Source organism: Kaistella antarctica (genome assembly GCF_900109615.1).
GTDB classification, from domain to species: domain Bacteria; phylum Bacteroidota; class Bacteroidia; order Flavobacteriales; family Weeksellaceae; genus Kaistella; species Kaistella antarctica.
In genome coordinates this window covers 323899-339566 of sequence record NZ_FOIX01000002.1, presented here as the reverse complement: position 1 = coordinate 339566, position 15668 = coordinate 323899, and the positions used below count along the sequence as shown (strand labels likewise).

At 36.6% G+C, this 15668-nt stretch carries 13 protein-coding genes; 8 read left to right on the top strand and 5 right to left on the bottom strand.

The genetic code is table 11. The annotated features are described in order from the left end of the window. The first annotated feature begins 88 nt into the window (after positions 1 to 88). The 3 genes from BMX49_RS06190 to BMX49_RS06180 are packed head-to-tail and all read left to right on the top strand — an operon-like array spanning position 89 to position 3926. Positions 89 to 3328 carry an efflux RND transporter permease subunit gene (locus BMX49_RS06190; RefSeq protein ID WP_051803561.1) on the top strand — a complete coding sequence of 1080 codons (3240 nt, stop codon included), beginning with the start codon at positions 89 to 91 and terminating at the stop codon, positions 3326 to 3328. A 57-nt stretch (positions 3329 to 3385) separates the two neighbouring features. Further along, complete coding sequence (locus BMX49_RS06185) at positions 3386 to 3691, top strand: P-II family nitrogen regulator (RefSeq protein ID WP_034716785.1); 306 nt, start codon at positions 3386 to 3388, stop codon at positions 3689 to 3691. A 28-nt stretch (positions 3692 to 3719) separates the two neighbouring features. Beyond that, positions 3720 to 3926, top strand: a complete 207-nt coding sequence (locus BMX49_RS06180; protein WP_034716786.1) for a YgaP family membrane protein — start codon at positions 3720 to 3722, stop codon at positions 3924 to 3926. Positions 3927 to 4090: 164 nt separating this feature from the next. Here BMX49_RS06180 and BMX49_RS06175 read toward each other — a convergent pair whose 3' ends face one another. Both BMX49_RS06175 and BMX49_RS06170 read right to left on the bottom strand, forming a co-directional pair. Then, entirely contained in the window at positions 4091 to 4675 is a 585-nt protein-coding gene (locus BMX49_RS06175; RefSeq protein WP_034716788.1) for an outer membrane beta-barrel protein, read from the bottom strand. A 143-nt stretch (positions 4676 to 4818) separates the two neighbouring features. Continuing rightward, positions 4819 to 5397, bottom strand: coding sequence for a Tll0287-like domain-containing protein (locus BMX49_RS06170; protein ID WP_051803562.1), 579 nt, complete (start codon positions 5395 to 5397; stop codon positions 4819 to 4821). A 98-nt stretch (positions 5398 to 5495) separates the two neighbouring features. Here BMX49_RS06170 and pnuC point away from each other — a divergent pair, with 98 nt between their 5' ends. From pnuC to BMX49_RS06150, 4 genes are all read left to right on the top strand, one after another. Continuing rightward, the gene (gene pnuC, locus BMX49_RS06165; RefSeq protein WP_034716790.1) at positions 5496 to 6167 is read left to right on the top strand and encodes a nicotinamide riboside transporter PnuC; all 672 of its coding nucleotides are present in this window, start codon (positions 5496 to 5498) and stop codon (positions 6165 to 6167) included. Positions 6168 to 6254: 87 nt separating this feature from the next. Beyond that, the gene (gene dapF / locus BMX49_RS06160) at positions 6255 to 7031 is read left to right on the top strand and encodes a diaminopimelate epimerase (protein ID WP_034716792.1); all 777 of its coding nucleotides are present in this window, start codon (positions 6255 to 6257) and stop codon (positions 7029 to 7031) included. Positions 7032 to 7049: 18 nt separating this feature from the next. After that, positions 7050 to 8087, top strand: coding sequence for an endolytic transglycosylase MltG (mltG, locus tag BMX49_RS06155; RefSeq protein ID WP_034716794.1), 1038 nt, complete (start codon positions 7050 to 7052; stop codon positions 8085 to 8087). 110 nt (positions 8088 to 8197) lie between these two features. After that, the gene (locus BMX49_RS06150; RefSeq protein WP_034716795.1) at positions 8198 to 10720 is read left to right on the top strand and encodes a TonB-dependent receptor; all 2523 of its coding nucleotides are present in this window, start codon (positions 8198 to 8200) and stop codon (positions 10718 to 10720) included. A gap of 96 nt (positions 10721 to 10816) precedes the next feature. Here the strand turns inward: BMX49_RS06150 and galE are convergent, their stop codons facing one another. From galE to BMX49_RS06135, 3 genes are read right to left on the bottom strand one after another with little or no spacing between them, the layout of a single operon-like run. Next, entirely contained in the window at positions 10817 to 11833 is a 1017-nt protein-coding gene (gene galE / locus BMX49_RS06145; protein WP_034716798.1) for a UDP-glucose 4-epimerase GalE, read from the bottom strand. A 49-nt stretch (positions 11834 to 11882) separates the two neighbouring features. After that, positions 11883 to 12473 carry a hypothetical protein gene (locus tag BMX49_RS06140; protein WP_034716800.1) on the bottom strand — a complete coding sequence of 197 codons (591 nt, stop codon included), beginning with the start codon at positions 12471 to 12473 and terminating at the stop codon, positions 11883 to 11885. A 47-nt stretch (positions 12474 to 12520) separates the two neighbouring features. Then, positions 12521 to 13648 carry a DegT/DnrJ/EryC1/StrS family aminotransferase gene (locus tag BMX49_RS06135; protein WP_034716801.1) on the bottom strand — a complete coding sequence of 376 codons (1128 nt, stop codon included), beginning with the start codon at positions 13646 to 13648 and terminating at the stop codon, positions 12521 to 12523. Positions 13649 to 14028: 380 nt separating this feature from the next. Here BMX49_RS06135 and BMX49_RS06130 point away from each other — a divergent pair, with 380 nt between their 5' ends. Further along, on the top strand, positions 14029 to 15633 hold the full coding sequence (locus tag BMX49_RS06130) for a S8/S53 family peptidase (protein ID WP_034716803.1): 1605 nt from the start codon (positions 14029 to 14031) through the stop codon (positions 15631 to 15633). Positions 15634 to 15668 lie beyond the last annotated feature (35 nt).

Genomic DNA, 15668 nt, shown 5'->3' with positions numbered 1-15668 from the left:
AATATAATAATGTAACAGTCTACCAATCAGTTCTAATAAAATTTGTTATACTGGTAAATTGCTTCATTGTTAAATTAAACTAATAATTATGCAACAAGGAATATCAGGACGTATTGCCGAAGTCTTCATCAATTCAAAACTATCAATTCTGTTGATGGTCGCATTGATGGCGATTGGGATGTACAGTTCCACATTAATACCGAGAGAAGAGGAACCACAGATTATTGTACCAATGGCGGACGTAATGGTCGGTTATCCGGGAGCAAATCCTACGGAAGTAGAAAATCGTGTGGTGAAACCTTTGGAAAAAATAATCTCCAACATCAAAGGAGTTGAGCACGTTCACAGCATGGCAATGAATGGTAAAGCCATGATCATCGTTCAGTTTTACGTGGGTGAAGACACGGAACGTTCGTACGTGAAACTCTACGATGAAATGATGAAAAATAAAAACATCTTTCCAGAAGGTGTTTACGAGCCCTTGATTAAAACCCGTTCGATCGACGATGTTCCAATGTTGGGATTGACACTTTGGAGCGAAAAATACAGCGATTTTCAATTAAGACAAATGACGGAAGAACTCGCTTCGGAAGTCAAAAAAATCAAAGATGTTTCATTGACAAACGTAATCGGTGGAAGAAGCCGACAGTTGCAAGTGATTGTTGACAAAGATAAGATGGCGGAATCCAATGTTGATGCTTTGGGAATTATGCAAATGATTAAAGCCAATAACGGCAGTTCCCAATCTGGAAGTTTCGTAAGCAATGATGCAGAATATTTAGTAACAACAGGAGAGTTTTTAAATTCTGCTGAAGATGTTGGGAACCTGGTGATCGGTACTTCTCAAAATATGCCGGTTTATTTAAAACAAGTGGCTAAAATTGAAGACGGACCTTCTTCAACAAAGAATTATGTCAATTTCGGCTACGGAAATGCCACTGAAAAGGGCAAAAGTTTTTTATCGGAATATCCAGCCGTAACGCTTTCTATTTCTAAAGTTAAAGGCGCCGATGCGATGCATATTTCCGAAGAAATTTTGGATCAGGTTGAATCCTTAAAGAAAACTTTAATTCCGAATGATGTTCATGTAGAAGTGACCCGAAATTACGGTGAAACGGCTTCTCACAAAGTATCTGAATTAATGAGCCACTTGGGAATTGCGATTATTGCTGTAACACTTCTGGTAATGTTAGCCATGGGATGGAGAGGTGGACTTGTCGTATTCTTCTCGGTTCCATTGACCTTTGCACTCACGCTGTTCGCTTATTATATGTTGGGTTACACGCTGAACAGAATTACGCTTTTCGCCTTGGTTTTCGTAGTAGGAATCGTCGTCGATGACAGCATTATTATAGCGGAGAATATGCACCGGCATTTCCATATGAAGAAACTGCCCTTTAAGGAAGCCGCTATTTTCGCTATTAATGAAGTAGGAAATCCAACTATTTTAGCAACATTTACGGTAATTGCAGCGATTTTACCGATGGCATTCGTATCTGGAATGATGGGTCCTTATATGTCTCCGATGCCGATTGGAGCTTCGATTGCGATGCTACTTTCACTCTTTATTGCTTTGACGATTACGCCTTATTTAGGATTTCATTTATTAAAAGTAAAAGACAGTGAGGAACACAAAGAAGAGCAAGGTTTAGAAACTGGTTTCATTTATAAACTCTACAAAAAAGTAGAACAACCATTATTAGATAGTGGCAAGAAAAGATGGACCATGCTCGGCATTACGGGCGTTTTATTAATGATTTCTATGTTTGCCTTTGCGGCTAAATGGGTAGCTGTAAAAATGCTTCCATTTGATAATAAAAATGAAGTGCAGGTCGTAATCGATATGCCTGATGGAACGACTTTAGAAAGAACTGCAGCTGTAACGCAAGACATTGCACAATATCTGAAAACCGTCCCGGAAGTAGTAAATTATCAATCTTATATTGGTTCGGCCTCTCCTATTACTTTTAATGGTTTAGTTCGTCATTACGATATGCGTGGAAGTAGCAATACGGCGGATATTCAAGTGAATCTTTTGCATAAAGAAGATCGGGATAATCAAAGTCACGATGTGGCGAAGATAATTCGTCCAGAAATTCACAAGATTGCTAAAAAATATGGCGCTAATGTAAAGATCGTAGAAGTTCCGCCTGGACCACCAGTCTTATCAACAATTGTTGCTGAAGTTTACGGACCAGATTACGAAGAGCAAGTTCGGATTGCAGATGAAGTGCAGAAAATCCTCATCAATACCGACGATGTTGTCGATGTGGATTGGATGGTTGAATCTCCGCAGACAGAATTTAAAATCGTAGCCGATAAAGAAAAAGCAATGTTGAATGGTGTTGCACCTCAACAAGTTGTTGGAAATCTGACTTATTTATTAGGTGAACATTCCATCGGAAATCTATTTGATCCAAAATCAAATGATGCGGTTGATATTGTAATGAAGCTGAGCGATGGTGATAAAACCAGTATTTCTAACCTGACCGATTTAAAAGTGAAAGGTCAGGCAGGAATGGTTCCGATCAGTGATATTGTAAAAGTTCAACGAGAAACTTTAGAAAAATCAATTTACAGAAAAGACCAAAAACGTGTGGTTTACATTCTGGCAGATATGGCGGGAGGCTTAGAAAGTCCAGCGTACGCGATTTTGGGAATGGATGAAAAACTGAAAAACATCAAACTTCCAGCGGGATATGCCTTGAACGAATTGTATATGAATGCGCCGAAAGATGAATCAGATTACACCGTGAAATGGGATGGTGAATGGCAAATTACTCTAGAAGTTTTCCGCGATTTGGGCGTAGCATTCTTAGTGGTGATTCTGATTATTTATATGTTGATTGTGGGTTGGTTCCAAAACTTCAAAACGCCAATTATGATGATGATCCCTATTCCACTTTCGTTGGTTGGTATTGTACTCGGACACTGGTTGTTGGGCGCTTTCTTTACGGCAACATCATTTATTGGAATGATTGCCTTAGCCGGAATTATGGTGAGGAACTCGATTCTTTTGATTGACTTTATTGAAATTCGTTTAAAAGAAGGAGCACCCATAAAAAGAGCGATCATCGAAGCAGGAGCAGTGAGAACAACTCCGATTTTATTAACCACCGGAGCAGTGGTAATTGGAGCAGTCGTGATTTTATTCGACCCGATTTTCCAGGGATTGGCCATCTCATTGGTATTTGGAGCAATCGTTTCTACGCTATTGACGTTGGTTGTAATTCCATTGATTTATTATATGTCTGAAAAAGATAAATGGGCACACAATGAACCTGTGGAACCAGAACCGATTGTCATTAAAGAAGACCTTCAGGATTAATTAACTCAATTCTCTGTCGGAAATTATTTCGGCAGAGAATTTTAAAACTAAACAAAAATGAAACTCTTATTGATCACCGCAATTAAGGAATTTGAAAGTGAAGTCAAAAGTATCCTCGTAAAATCGGGTTCGAAATCATTTACTTATAATGAAGTCAAAGGATTTAAAAATTACGAACGAAGCACGAGCAGCAGTAACTGGTTTGCCTCTGCTTATTCTGAAATCGATTCCTTATTGTTCACCGTTTTTGTACCCGAAGAAAACACGCCTTTAATTATTAAAAAGATCGAGGAATTTAATGCTGGACAGGAAACACTTTCCAAAGTTCATATTGCACTCATCGCTTTAGAACAACAATTTTAAAAAATATCAACTACTATAAAAATTAATTATGAGAAACAGAATAATACACGCATTTGCGGGAACTATGATCTTAGCAAGCATCCTTTTATCCATCTACATCAACCAGAATTGGCTGTGGCTGACTGGATTTGTCGGAATTAATTTACTACAATCCTCAATGACGAATTGGTGTTTGCTCGATAAGATTTTAGGAAAGATGGGAGTTAGTAATGAAGGTGGTTCTTGTGGCGTTTAACCGAAAACTTTAAAAATCAAAGATCCCTGCAATTAATTTTGTGGGTATTTTCTTTATTTCGAGCTTAGAAGCCGAACAAAAACTTCTCTAACTCCTAAAAGGTTAGTCCATTTTATAAATATTTCAAAAAATTTGCGTGAATGTGAAAGCACTTAAGAAATTCATCAATTACCCCATTTTCCACCTCCGATAAAAAAGCCGACCGTGATTCCCACGTATGAATTTGGAGATGTACCTGAGGACTCACCATTGAAAGTCTGAAGTTCAGACTTGGGAACTATGTTATATTCTAAGCCTACCCGCAACTTATTCCATTCAATTCCACCTCTGATGAGACCGCCAAATTTGCCCCCAACATCTGCACCTGTATCAGATGAAGAGAAGGTTTCTATAGTGGCAAAGTTGAAGTATCCTAATCCACTTCCGAGATATGGCACTAATGAGCCAACGCCATTATTAAAATAATAATCATAGGTTGCAACATAAGAGGTAGTTGCAGAAGCCTTGCGATTACTACTATTTGAGAAAGATAATAAATCGCGGGTACTGCCAGCTACACCAATCCTTAAACCAACATTCATATTGTCTTTGATGTTATATTTCGGTTCTATTGAAAAAGATATTCCAGCTCCTCCTCCAGCAGGTATTGCATAGCCTAAATCTAGCCCGACTCTAAATTTGCCTTCTGCCTGCGCATACGAATGTACAAATGCAAATAAAAGAACAATAGTTACAAAGCTTTTTTTCATAGTAGATTTCTTAAAGTAAATATATAAAATACAGATGAAGATATTTCCACTTAGTTTTAAAGAATTGAGGAAAAATCCTATATAAAAGAAAACCGTCGCACCATGCGACGGTCTTTCTTAACAAATAAAAATAAGGAACTTAACTAATTCGTTTTAATACTGATCAGTCCGCGGACTTCGTTTTCTTGGTAATCCATGGCTAAATCATTCGGATACAAGTCTGCAATTTTCGCTGCTACTTTTGGCTGTACATTTTTCCCTGGTTCACCATGACATTGCAAACACATCGCATTCGTAACCAAAGGCTCGTAGTAATGAGTTTCGGTGCGAACTGGTTTTAAAAGCTCACCTGCTAACAATTGTTTTTTATATTGCTCAATCAATTTCAATTCTTCTGAATTGGCAATATTTTTCGGATTTCTTCTTTTATCAGAAACTCTGGAAATCACCAAACCATGTTTATCTGACATTGATTTTGTTAAAGGCATTGCCTGGATATTGCAAAACTCCAACGCCGATTCGGGTCCGCCTATCTTCATTTGCTCGCCCACATTTTTCATTAATAGTTTCTTGGTTTCAGTTGCAAAAGCGTGCAGTGAATCAGAACTGATAGTCTGTTTCGCAACTGCCATATTATTAACCGAAACTTCAGGTTGAACTATCTTATTGGTACATTGCGTGAATAACAATGCGATGCTTCCTACTGTTAAAACTTTAATCATGACGCTTAATTTTATTTAAAGATAAGCCGCGTTTGTAAGAATCTCTGTGACCCAAGTCACACTCCCTTTTATTTATCGAAATTATTATCTTTGAACTCATGAATTTCTACGAACTCTTTCTGCAACCTTACGAATCATATGATCTTTTTCAAATTGTTCTCGAAGTTGTTGCGACAATTTTCGGTATCTTGAGCGTTTACTTTTCCATTAAAAAAAACATTTGGGTCTATCCAACCGGAATTATTTCTACGGCCCTTTATGTTTATATTCTCTACAATTTTGGTCTGCTCGGCGATATGATGATTAATTTTTATTATACCGTCATGAGCATCTACGGTTGGTTTCTCTGGTCTAAGAGTTCAGAAGATCACATCCATGTTGAAGTTTCCTGGGCTACTAAAAAAGAATGGATTTTTTCTGGGATTTTATTTTTTGTCAGTTTGATTTTGGTAACGATCGTTTACTATTATAAACCGTTTATCGACAATCATTTTTCGATGGAAAATGTGGAGCTCGGGCTTTACCATTTAGATTGGGCCAATTGGTTAGATATTTTGACGACCGCAATTTTCTTGGTTGGAATGTGGTTGATGGCCAAACGTAAAATCGAAAACTGGATTTTCTGGATCGTGGGCGACTTAATTTGTATCCCAATGATGATCTATAAAGGGTTGGGAATAACCTCAATTCAATATTTGGTTTTTACCGCGATGGCAATTATTGGTTATATCGAGTGGAAAAAAGGCCAAAAATTGCATAACAGTAAATGATTTAATCTATTTCCGCTTTCCGCGATTGATTAAGATTTGAGTATCTTTGCTCTCCCAAAATCACAAGGGTAAAAACCTTTTTATTTTATGCAAAACACCATCGAATTTTACAAGTATCAAGGAACTGGAAACGATTTCGTGATGATCGATAATCGAGATCTACAGTTTTTAAAAGACAGAGAAATCATCGAAAAATTATGCGACCGAAGATTTGGAATTGGCGCTGATGGATTGATTTTATTAGAAAACGATTCCGCGGCTGATTTTAAAATGGTTTATTATAATTCAGATGGAAACGAAAGCACCATGTGCGGAAACGGTGGCAGATGTCTTGTTGCCTTCGCTCATTTCCTAGACGTCTTCGAAGATCAAACCACCTTTACGGCAATTGACGGTTTACACGAAGCCGAAATTCATAACGGCATCATTAAATTAAAAATGATCGACGTGGATTCGATTAAAAATACAGAGGGAAGTTTCGAATTAAATACGGGTTCGCCGCACTACGTAACCTTTGTAGAAAAGGTAGATCAATATAAAGTTTTCGAAAACGGTAACAAAATCAGAAATTCTGCGTCTTATAGTCAGGAAGGAATCAATGTGAATTTTGTGGAAGAAATTTCTGAAAACGAAATCTTCATCAGAACGTACGAAAGAGGCGTTGAAGATGAAACTTTCAGTTGTGGAACAGGAGCAACAGCCTCGGCGCTGGTTTTTCTAAAAGATAAAAATCAACCTTCAGTTAACGTAAATGTTTTAGGCGGAAAGTTGAAAGTCTATGCCGACCAGGAAGGTGAAACTTTCAAAAACATTTGGTTAGAAGGTCCGGCGAAACAAGTGTTCAAAGGAAAAATCAATTTATAAAAAGTTCTTACTTTAAATATGAAAAAAAGCGGAATTGTCTTAATCATCGTATTTCTGATCTTTGCAGTCGGAAGTTTTTTTGGCTACCAATATTACCAAAAATATTACGGAAACAACGTAGAAAAAGAAGGCTACGTTTTGATCCCGCACTCTGCTAATTTCAATTCTATTTTAGATTCCATTTCACCTTATCTTAATAATAAGAAGCAGTTTGCTGAAGTTGCAAAAAGCAAAAGCATGGATAAATATTTCAGCGCTGGACGATACCGAATTAAATCAGGAACGAATAACACCGATTTAGTCAACATGATTAAAGCCGGCAACCAAACTGAAAACACCTTTAGAATTGGAGATTTCTTTACCGTTTATCAAATGGTTGGGAGAGTTGCTTTAAAAACAGAACTTGATTCACTACGATTCGCCACCGATTTAAATAAAATCGCAACTGACAAAGGATTAAACAACGCAGAAGATTTAAAAAAATATTTCTTCATCGATTCTTACAACTTTTTCTGGACCGTAACGCCAAAAGAATTCTTTAAGAAATTTGAAGACGATTATAATGGCTTCTGGACTGCCGAAAGAAAAGCGAAAGAACAAAGTTTAGGATTAAGCCGCGATCAAATATATGCCTTGGCTTCTTTAGTTTATAAAGAAACGGGCGGCAAACCCGATGAGATGAAAACCGTGGCTGGCTTATATTTAAACCGTCACCGAAAAGGAATGAAACTGCAAAGTGATCCAACCGTGATTTACGCGGTCAGTAAAGCCAATAATTTTCAAGATGAACCTTTGAAAAGAGTTTTCTTCAAACACCTTCGCGAACCTTCACCTTACAATACTTATTTCTCTGCTGGGATTCCACCAGGACCAATTTGTATGGTTGATAAAAATTCGGTTGACGCAGTTTTAAATGCAGAAAGCAATGAGTTTATTTATATGTGTGCAGATCCGAAAAGATTTGGACTTCATAAATTCACGGCAAATGCGGCGGAACATAATGAGAATGCCAAAGAATATCAAGCTTGGCTGAATTCTAAAAACATTACAAAATAGAAAGTAAAAAAGAAAATATAAATCTTATATTTTTCTTAATACCATCAAAAAATAATATAAAATTTTAACTTCTGTTAAAAATAGCAATCAGAAGAGCTTAAACTAAAATTATGACGAACAAAATTGAGATTTCATCAATTATTAAAAAAAGGACCTTAGGACTTGCCTTCGTTTTGGGTGCCGCGAGTTTAGCGTTTGCCCAGCAGAAAGTAAATGTAAGCGGAAAAATTGTTGATCAGCAAAAAAACGCTGTTCCTTATGCCTCAGTAACCTTCAGCAACAAAGCGAATAAACTTTTCAGTGATGCAACGTTAACAGATGATAAAGGGAATTACCAACTGGCTTTGACTCCAGGAAATTACGATATTACGATTGACGCGATTGACTTTAAAAAATCAAATCTAAACAAACAAATTTCCGCGGGTGGAAATCTTGGAAACTTTACCGTAACCTCTGAAAGTTCTGCAACAAATGGCAGAACCAAAGACATCGAAGGCGTAGTGATTACGGCGAATGCTGTAAAACCGTACCGTGTAGAATTAGATAAAAAAGTGTACGATCCGTCCACGGATCTCCTTAGTAAGGGTGGGAATTTACAAGATGTTTTAGCGAATGTTCCGTCAGTATCTGTGGAAACCGATGGTACTGTTTCTATGCGTGGGAACTCGAATGTAAAGTTTTTAATTAATGGAAAACCCTCTTCGATGTTGGGGATCGATAGTGGCGCAAATGGATTACAATCTATTCCCGCAGATCAAATCGAAAGAATTGAGGTGATTACGAATCCATCTTCTAAATTTGAAGCCAGTGGAACCGCGGGTATCTTAAATATTATTTTAAAGAAATCGAAAGGAATGGGCTTCAACGGTAGCGTTACCGGAAGTTTAGGATATCTACCAAGTACCAATTTGAACACCAACCTTAGCTGGAAAAAAGGAAGCTGGACCTGGTTTTTAAATGGCGGCGGTGGTTACCGAGAAGGAGAAGGGAAAAGCGACAGCGATACGCGATTCTTCAACACTGCTACAGGAGCAACAACCAGATATTTCGAACAGAATTCAAAAAACAAAAGCGAAAGCAATTTCTATAATGCTACGGCAGGTTTCGCAGTTGATTTAACGGAAAAAACGTCGATCAACCTATCAGGAATGGTTAGAAATTTTTCGAGTGAAAGCAAAAACAAAGTTGACAATATCAACTATGATGCTTCTCGAATTTTAAATAATTATTCGCAAACAGCAGCTTTAGGAACCAGCACCAATCTTTCTCTTCAAGGTGATGTAGGATTGGATCATAAATTTAATGACGCTGGACACAACATCGCTTTATCATTAAGTTTACAAAAAAGCAACAATGAATCAACTGAAGATTCCAGAGAATTCGATCAGTCGTATTTTCAATATGGAACTTTAGGAAACAACAATACGGTTAACAAATCGATTATAGGAAAAGTTGATTACGAATTGCCAATTGGTGAGAAATCAAAAATTGAAGCCGGTTATCGAATAGATAATAATACCAATGATTACGATTTCTTAAATAAGGAAACTGGTTTTAACTTAAATTACGGAATTGTAGACGAGTACAGTGGAAATACCGTATATGATGAAACCATCAACGCGGGTTACGCACAATTTAAAAGCAAATTTGACAAACTTGGTTATCAAGTAGGTTTGAGAGCAGAAAACGCGCAAATCAATATTGAATATCAAAGTTTAAGCGGAAACACTTCTAATAAAAAGAAGGATTATACTGGCTTTTTCCCAAGTGTATTTTTGAGTTATGATTTAGGTAGTTCGAATAATCAATTATTATTGAATTACTCCAGAAGAATCAATAGACCGCGTTCTTGGTTCTTGATTCCTTACCCGACTTCTTTGGCAAACCGTCAGAATTTGTTCCGTGGTAATGAAGATCTAGATCCATCGTACATTGATTCATTTGAATTAGGATATGCAATTCAGAAGAAAAAATTCACCATTAATCCAACGTTGTACTATAGAAAAACAACAGACGATGTGAAGTTTGTGTTGTTGAGTCAGGCAATCGGATCTGATGTTTTAATTACAAGTCCTTACAACGTCGGGAATGAAACGAGCTACGGTTTAGATTTAAACTTAACTGCAGATCTTTTCCCTTGGTATAAAATTATGGCAAGTGCCGATCTTTTCGGTTACAAATCAGAAGGTTCTTACTTTGACCCCAACAGAATGGTTGAACCGCTTTCTTTTGATGGAGAAGGATTTTCAACCAGATTAAGACTAACCAACAGTTTTAAAATTGACAAAACGTTGAGCATGCAAGTTCAAGGTTTTTACAGAGGTGGTCAAAAAACGGCTTCTAGTGAAAGTAAAGACATGTATGTTTTAAATTTCGGAGCGAATAAGACGATCTGGAATAACAATGGGACAATTGCTTTCAACATCCAAGATATTCTGGGAACAAGAGGTAGAAATACCACGAGTTTCGGTCCAGGTTATGAGAGGGATTCTTACATGCGTTGGAGCCCAAGAAGTTTTAATGTTTCTTTAACTTACCGATTCAAACAAGGTGAAAAAATAGATACACCGAAACGTAAAAAAGATATTAACTCCAATAGTCAAGGTGGTGACGATCAAGGTCCACCAATGTAAATCCATGATTAATGGATGATCGATGATTGAATTTATGCTAAATAGAAAATCCTGAAATGTAAGTTTCAGGATTTTTTGTGTTTTTTAATTAAAATTTTATTTTCTGCTTTCCAGATATTTCTGCCATTCCCAAGTGGTGCGTAAAGCTTCATCTAAAGAAGTTTCAGCTTTCCAACCCAATTCCCGTTCTGCTTTATCAGCATTGGCGTAAGCGACGGTAATATCGCCATCACGTCGATCACAAATTTTATACGGCACTTTCACATCGTTGGCTCTTTCGAAAGATTCTACGACTTCTAAAACGGATGAACCTTTTCCGGTTCCCAGATTATAAATATCGATTACAGTTTCTGAAGTTTCAGCCATCAATTTCTGCAAGGCTTTCACGTGCGCTTTTGCTAAATCTACGACGTAAATATAATCACGAACTGCCGTTCCATCTGGCGTATCATAATCATTTCCCCAGATCGATAACTGCTCGCGAATTCCAGAGGCAGTTTGCGTCACGTAAGGCACTAAATTATTAGGAATGCCAATTGGCAATTCTCCTAATAAAGCGGATGGATGAGATCCAATCGGATTAAAATATCGAAGCAATGAAACTTTCTTTTTATATGCCGTGGCGAAATCTTTTAGAATCTCTTCGCCCATCTGTTTGGTCTTTCCATAGGAAGACTCTGGAGTTTTCAGCGGAGTATCTTCATCAATCGGCTGTTGATCTGCCTGACCATAAACCGTGCACGATGAACTAAAAATGAAGTTTGAAATATTTCTATTTTTAAATTCCTGAAGGATATTAATTAAGGAAAATAAATTATTTTCATAATAATCCAACGGTTTTTCCTGACTCTCTCCTACTGCTTTGAAGGCTGCAAAATTAATGCACCCATCGATTTCATAAGCATCAAAAACTTGCGCAAGCAATTCCTTTCGTCTTAAATCAAAGGGAAAGAAAACTGGTCTTTTCCCTGCTACTTTTTCAATATTATCGAGAATAAATTTCTCCGAATTGGACATATCATCAACGATGATAACCTGAAATCCATTTTGTAAAAGTTCTACCACCGTGTGGGAACCAATGTAACCGAGACCGCCGGTAACGAGTATTGTCATATTTTTTTATTTATTACTTTGTCAAAGTTTAAGACTTTGACAAAGTTTTTTAGATTTTAATTTCAAATAGGCTACTGTCAATCTTTTTTTGATGACAAATTTTAAAATTTTCTTTATTATCAAATATTGCAAGAATCTCATTCCTCGAAATTGAAGTTTCAACATTAGAAATAACTGCTTTATAAGATGAGAATTTATAGTTCTGAAAATCTTCAGGATTTTGATGAATGTAAATAATCAAATTTCTCAGATATTCTTCAGAAGTAACTCTAATTCTCTTAAAAGGCGACTCCAATAAAGGACCGCTTCTACGATAAACTTTATTAAATGCCTGTGTATAGCTGCTGAATAATCTAGCTAATGACTTGCTGTAAATAGATTCCTCACAATGCAGACCTTTGATAGAAGTATTGATTTTTGAACTTATTTCAACATTGGATTTAGGTCTTAAAATAAAATGGAAATGATTTGGCATCAGACAATATCCATAAATTACGAAAAAAGGTAAAACATATTGTTCCGTTTTCTTCAGAAAAAATGACATATTTTCATTGTCTAAAAAGATTAAATTAGAATTAATTCCTCTATTAAAAATATGATAGAGATAATCGGCTTCCAAGATGTCTTCTCTTATTTCCATTTTTAAACTTTGTCAAAGTTCTTAACTTTGACAAAGTAGATTCAAACCTACTTATTCATAAACTCCAACACCGCGTCAGAAATATATTTCAACTGCTCATCATCTAATTCAGTATGCATTGGCAATGAAATAACTTCTTCTAAAAGCTTGTCGGTATTCACAAAATCAACATCATTGCTATCCTGGAAATATGCTTTCTGCTTTCTTAAAGCCACTGGATAATAAATCATCGCCGGAACTTCTTTCTCGGTTAAGAATTTTTGCAAATCATTTCTTTTTCCGCCTAAAATTCTCAAAGTATATTGATGAAAAACATGCGAAGAATAATCCGCTCTTTTCGGCGTTAGAATTTCTGCACAATCAGCGAAAGCGTCATCATAATAATCGGCTGCCTTTCTTCTCGCTTCATTGTAAGTGTCAAGCAGCGTTAGTTTCTTTCTTAAAACCGTCGCTTGAATACTATCTAAACGGGAATTTACACCAACCTCATCGTGGTAATATCGTTCATACATTCCGTGATTCACGATACCTCTGATTTTATGAGCAAGTTCATCATCATTGGTGAAAATGGCTCCACCATCACCGTAACATCCTAAATTTTTAGAAGGAAAAAAAGAAGTCGTGCCCATAATTCCCATGGTTCCAGATTTCTTTACTGTTCCGTCTGAAAAAGTAAATTCAGACCCAATGGCTTGGGCATTATCTTCAATAAGGTGAATATCATGTTGTTCGGCAATATTTAAAATTTCTTCCATGTTGGAACATTGTCCAAAAAGATGAACTGGAATTATCGCTTTTGTTTTGGGAGTGATCGCTGCTTTCAGCTTCTCCGTATCCATAGTAAAAGTATCATAATCAACATCGACTAAAACTGCTTTTAATTTTAATAAATGAATAACTTCTACGGTGGCTGCAAAAGTGAAATCCGCTGTGATTACCTCATCGCCTTCCTTTAAATTCAAAGCCATGAGTGCAATTTGCAAAGCATCGGTTCCGTTGGCGCAAGGAATCACATGTTTTACATCGAGGTACGTTTCTAATTCGGACTGAAAAAATTTAACTTCAGGACCGTTGATAAAGGCCGCCGTGTTCATCACATTTAGCACTGCGTTATCAACATCAGGTTTTATTTTGTAATATTGACTTTGAAGGTCAACCATCTGAATCTTTTTCATATGAAAATTTTATTGTATTTTATTGATCATATGCAATCGCCTATTTTTACACCTGTTTTTTACAGAAAATGGTAGTAGCGATTTCATAGAAAAAATATTTTCTCAAATTTACTAAAATTAAGTTTTTTAAAAAATTAAATAGGGTTAATGTTTCCTTTAGCATTAAAGGTAGCGCTTTCATTTATTTAAATAAAATTGCAGCACAACATTTATAAAATAACTTTTGAAAGGACTTTCATTTTAACTCAAATCAAACGATCACCATTATTAAAATTAAACTGAAATAAGGATTGATTTACATGATTAAAAATATTTTCAAGATTACGCTATCAAACAGCCACATTTTAATTAATTTTGTTACACTTTAATAAATCCACAAAATGAAAAAGTTTCTACTTACACTTGTCCTCTTCCTTTTTGTTTTTACCAGCGCCCAGACCGAACTAGTTTTTGTATTCTTTAATGATAAACCCAACAAAGCCGCCTTTTACGCAAATCCAATTTCTGAATTGACGCAGAAATCTTTGGATCGACGAGCTAAATATGGAATTGCTCTGAACGATCAAGATGCGCCGATTGAAGCGACTTACATTCAGAACATTAAAAATTTAGGATTCACGGTCGATGACTATTCCAAATGGATGAATGGGGTCGCCGTCAATGCGACCGCAGCGCAGATTTTAGATTTGCAGTCGAAATCTTATGTACAATCGGTGGAGCGCTTTATCAAACATCCAACTGGCGGAAAAACTACCGGTGAAAAAGTGAATAAGTTTGAGGAGTTTAATAAGACTTTAGGCAAAACAACTTTTAATTATGGCTCTGGTTTAGCACAAATTAATCAGGTCAATCTTCGTCCTTTGCATATTGCTGGTTTTACGGGAACAGGCGTTACCATTGCGGTTATTGATACAGGATTTCCGACCGTAGATACAGGCTCTGTTTATGCGAGAATTAGAAATAGTGGACAAATAAAAGGTGGTTATAATTTCATTGATAAAAGCAACGATTTTTACAGTATGCAACTCAATAACCATGGTTCCTACTGTTTGGGAGTGATTGCAGGTTATGTTGAAAACAGTTTTGTGGGCACCGCTCCCGATGCCGATTTTTATTTATACGCCACTGAAGATGCCGGTAACGAATTTCCTGAAGAGCAATTGTACTGGTCAGAAGCTGCAGAAGAAGCAGATCGCAAAGGCGTTGATGTAATTACGACTTCGCTAGGTTATTATGATTTCGATGATTCGCGTTATAATTTGCTATACTCAGATATGACTGGAACGACTTCTTTCATCGCCAGAGCAGCGCAAATTGCCACAGAGAAAGGAATTTTCGTCATTGCAGCCGCGGGAAATGAAGCGCTGAAACCGTGGCATTATATCATCACTCCCGCAGATAACCAAAAAGTATTTACGATTGGAGGCGTGACGGCTACAGGAGCAAGTTCTTCTTTTTCTTCTTTTGGTCCCAACGCAGTCGGACATATAAAACCTGATGCAAGCGCCAGAGGAAGTTCCACCTATATGGGTTACAACAATTCCGTAACATCGAGCAGTGGAACCTCATTTGCCACGCCACTTGCCGCAGGTGGAATCGCCTGCTTAATCCAGGCCACGCCGACAAAACAAGTGGACGAAATCAGCACTATTCTCCGACAAAATGCTTCCCTTTACCCGAATACAGATCCACAAAAAGGATATGGAATTTTGAATTTTGGTAAAGCTTTTAATACGACTTTATCAACAGTCAATACTGCAAATAAATCTTACTTAAAAATCTATCCAAATCCTGTAGTGAATACATTCACCATTAAAACTGATGAGAAAATTATTTCGGTGGAATTGTATGATACTTTAGGACGGAAAGTACAATCCATAAAAAATGAGAAAATCAATAATATTGAAAAATTGTCGAGTGGCGTTTATTTCATAAAAGTACAAACGGACAATAACCAATACATCGAAAAAATAATTAAAGAATAATTACATTCATTTTACACCATAAAAAAAGACCTTCA

What these genes read in the sequence shown, in the direction of transcription:
- BMX49_RS06190 (WP_051803561.1), top strand. Translation starts at nt 89, where the DNA reads ATGCAACAAGGAATATCAGGACGTATTGCCGAAGTCTTCATCAATTCA.
- BMX49_RS06185 (WP_034716785.1), top strand. Translation starts at nt 3,386, where the DNA reads ATGAAACTCTTATTGATCACCGCAATTAAGGAATTTGAAAGTGAAGTC.
- BMX49_RS06180 (WP_034716786.1), top strand. Translation starts at nt 3,720, where the DNA reads ATGAGAAACAGAATAATACACGCATTTGCGGGAACTATGATCTTAGCA.
- BMX49_RS06175 (WP_034716788.1), bottom strand. Translation starts at nt 4,675, where the DNA reads ATGAAAAAAAGCTTTGTAACTATTGTTCTTTTATTTGCATTTGTACAT.
- BMX49_RS06170 (WP_051803562.1), bottom strand. Translation starts at nt 5,397, where the DNA reads ATGATTAAAGTTTTAACAGTAGGAAGCATCGCATTGTTATTCACGCAA.
- pnuC (WP_034716790.1), top strand. Translation starts at nt 5,496, where the DNA reads ATGAATTTCTACGAACTCTTTCTGCAACCTTACGAATCATATGATCTT.
- dapF (WP_034716792.1), top strand. Translation starts at nt 6,255, where the DNA reads ATGCAAAACACCATCGAATTTTACAAGTATCAAGGAACTGGAAACGAT.
- mltG (WP_034716794.1), top strand. Translation starts at nt 7,050, where the DNA reads ATGAAAAAAAGCGGAATTGTCTTAATCATCGTATTTCTGATCTTTGCA.
- BMX49_RS06150 (WP_034716795.1), top strand. Translation starts at nt 8,198, where the DNA reads ATGACGAACAAAATTGAGATTTCATCAATTATTAAAAAAAGGACCTTA.
- galE (WP_034716798.1), bottom strand. Translation starts at nt 11,833, where the DNA reads ATGACAATACTCGTTACCGGCGGTCTCGGTTACATTGGTTCCCACACG.
- BMX49_RS06140 (WP_034716800.1), bottom strand. Translation starts at nt 12,473, where the DNA reads ATGGAAATAAGAGAAGACATCTTGGAAGCCGATTATCTCTATCATATT.
- BMX49_RS06135 (WP_034716801.1), bottom strand. Translation starts at nt 13,648, where the DNA reads ATGAAAAAGATTCAGATGGTTGACCTTCAAAGTCAATATTACAAAATA.
- BMX49_RS06130 (WP_034716803.1), top strand. Translation starts at nt 14,029, where the DNA reads ATGAAAAAGTTTCTACTTACACTTGTCCTCTTCCTTTTTGTTTTTACC.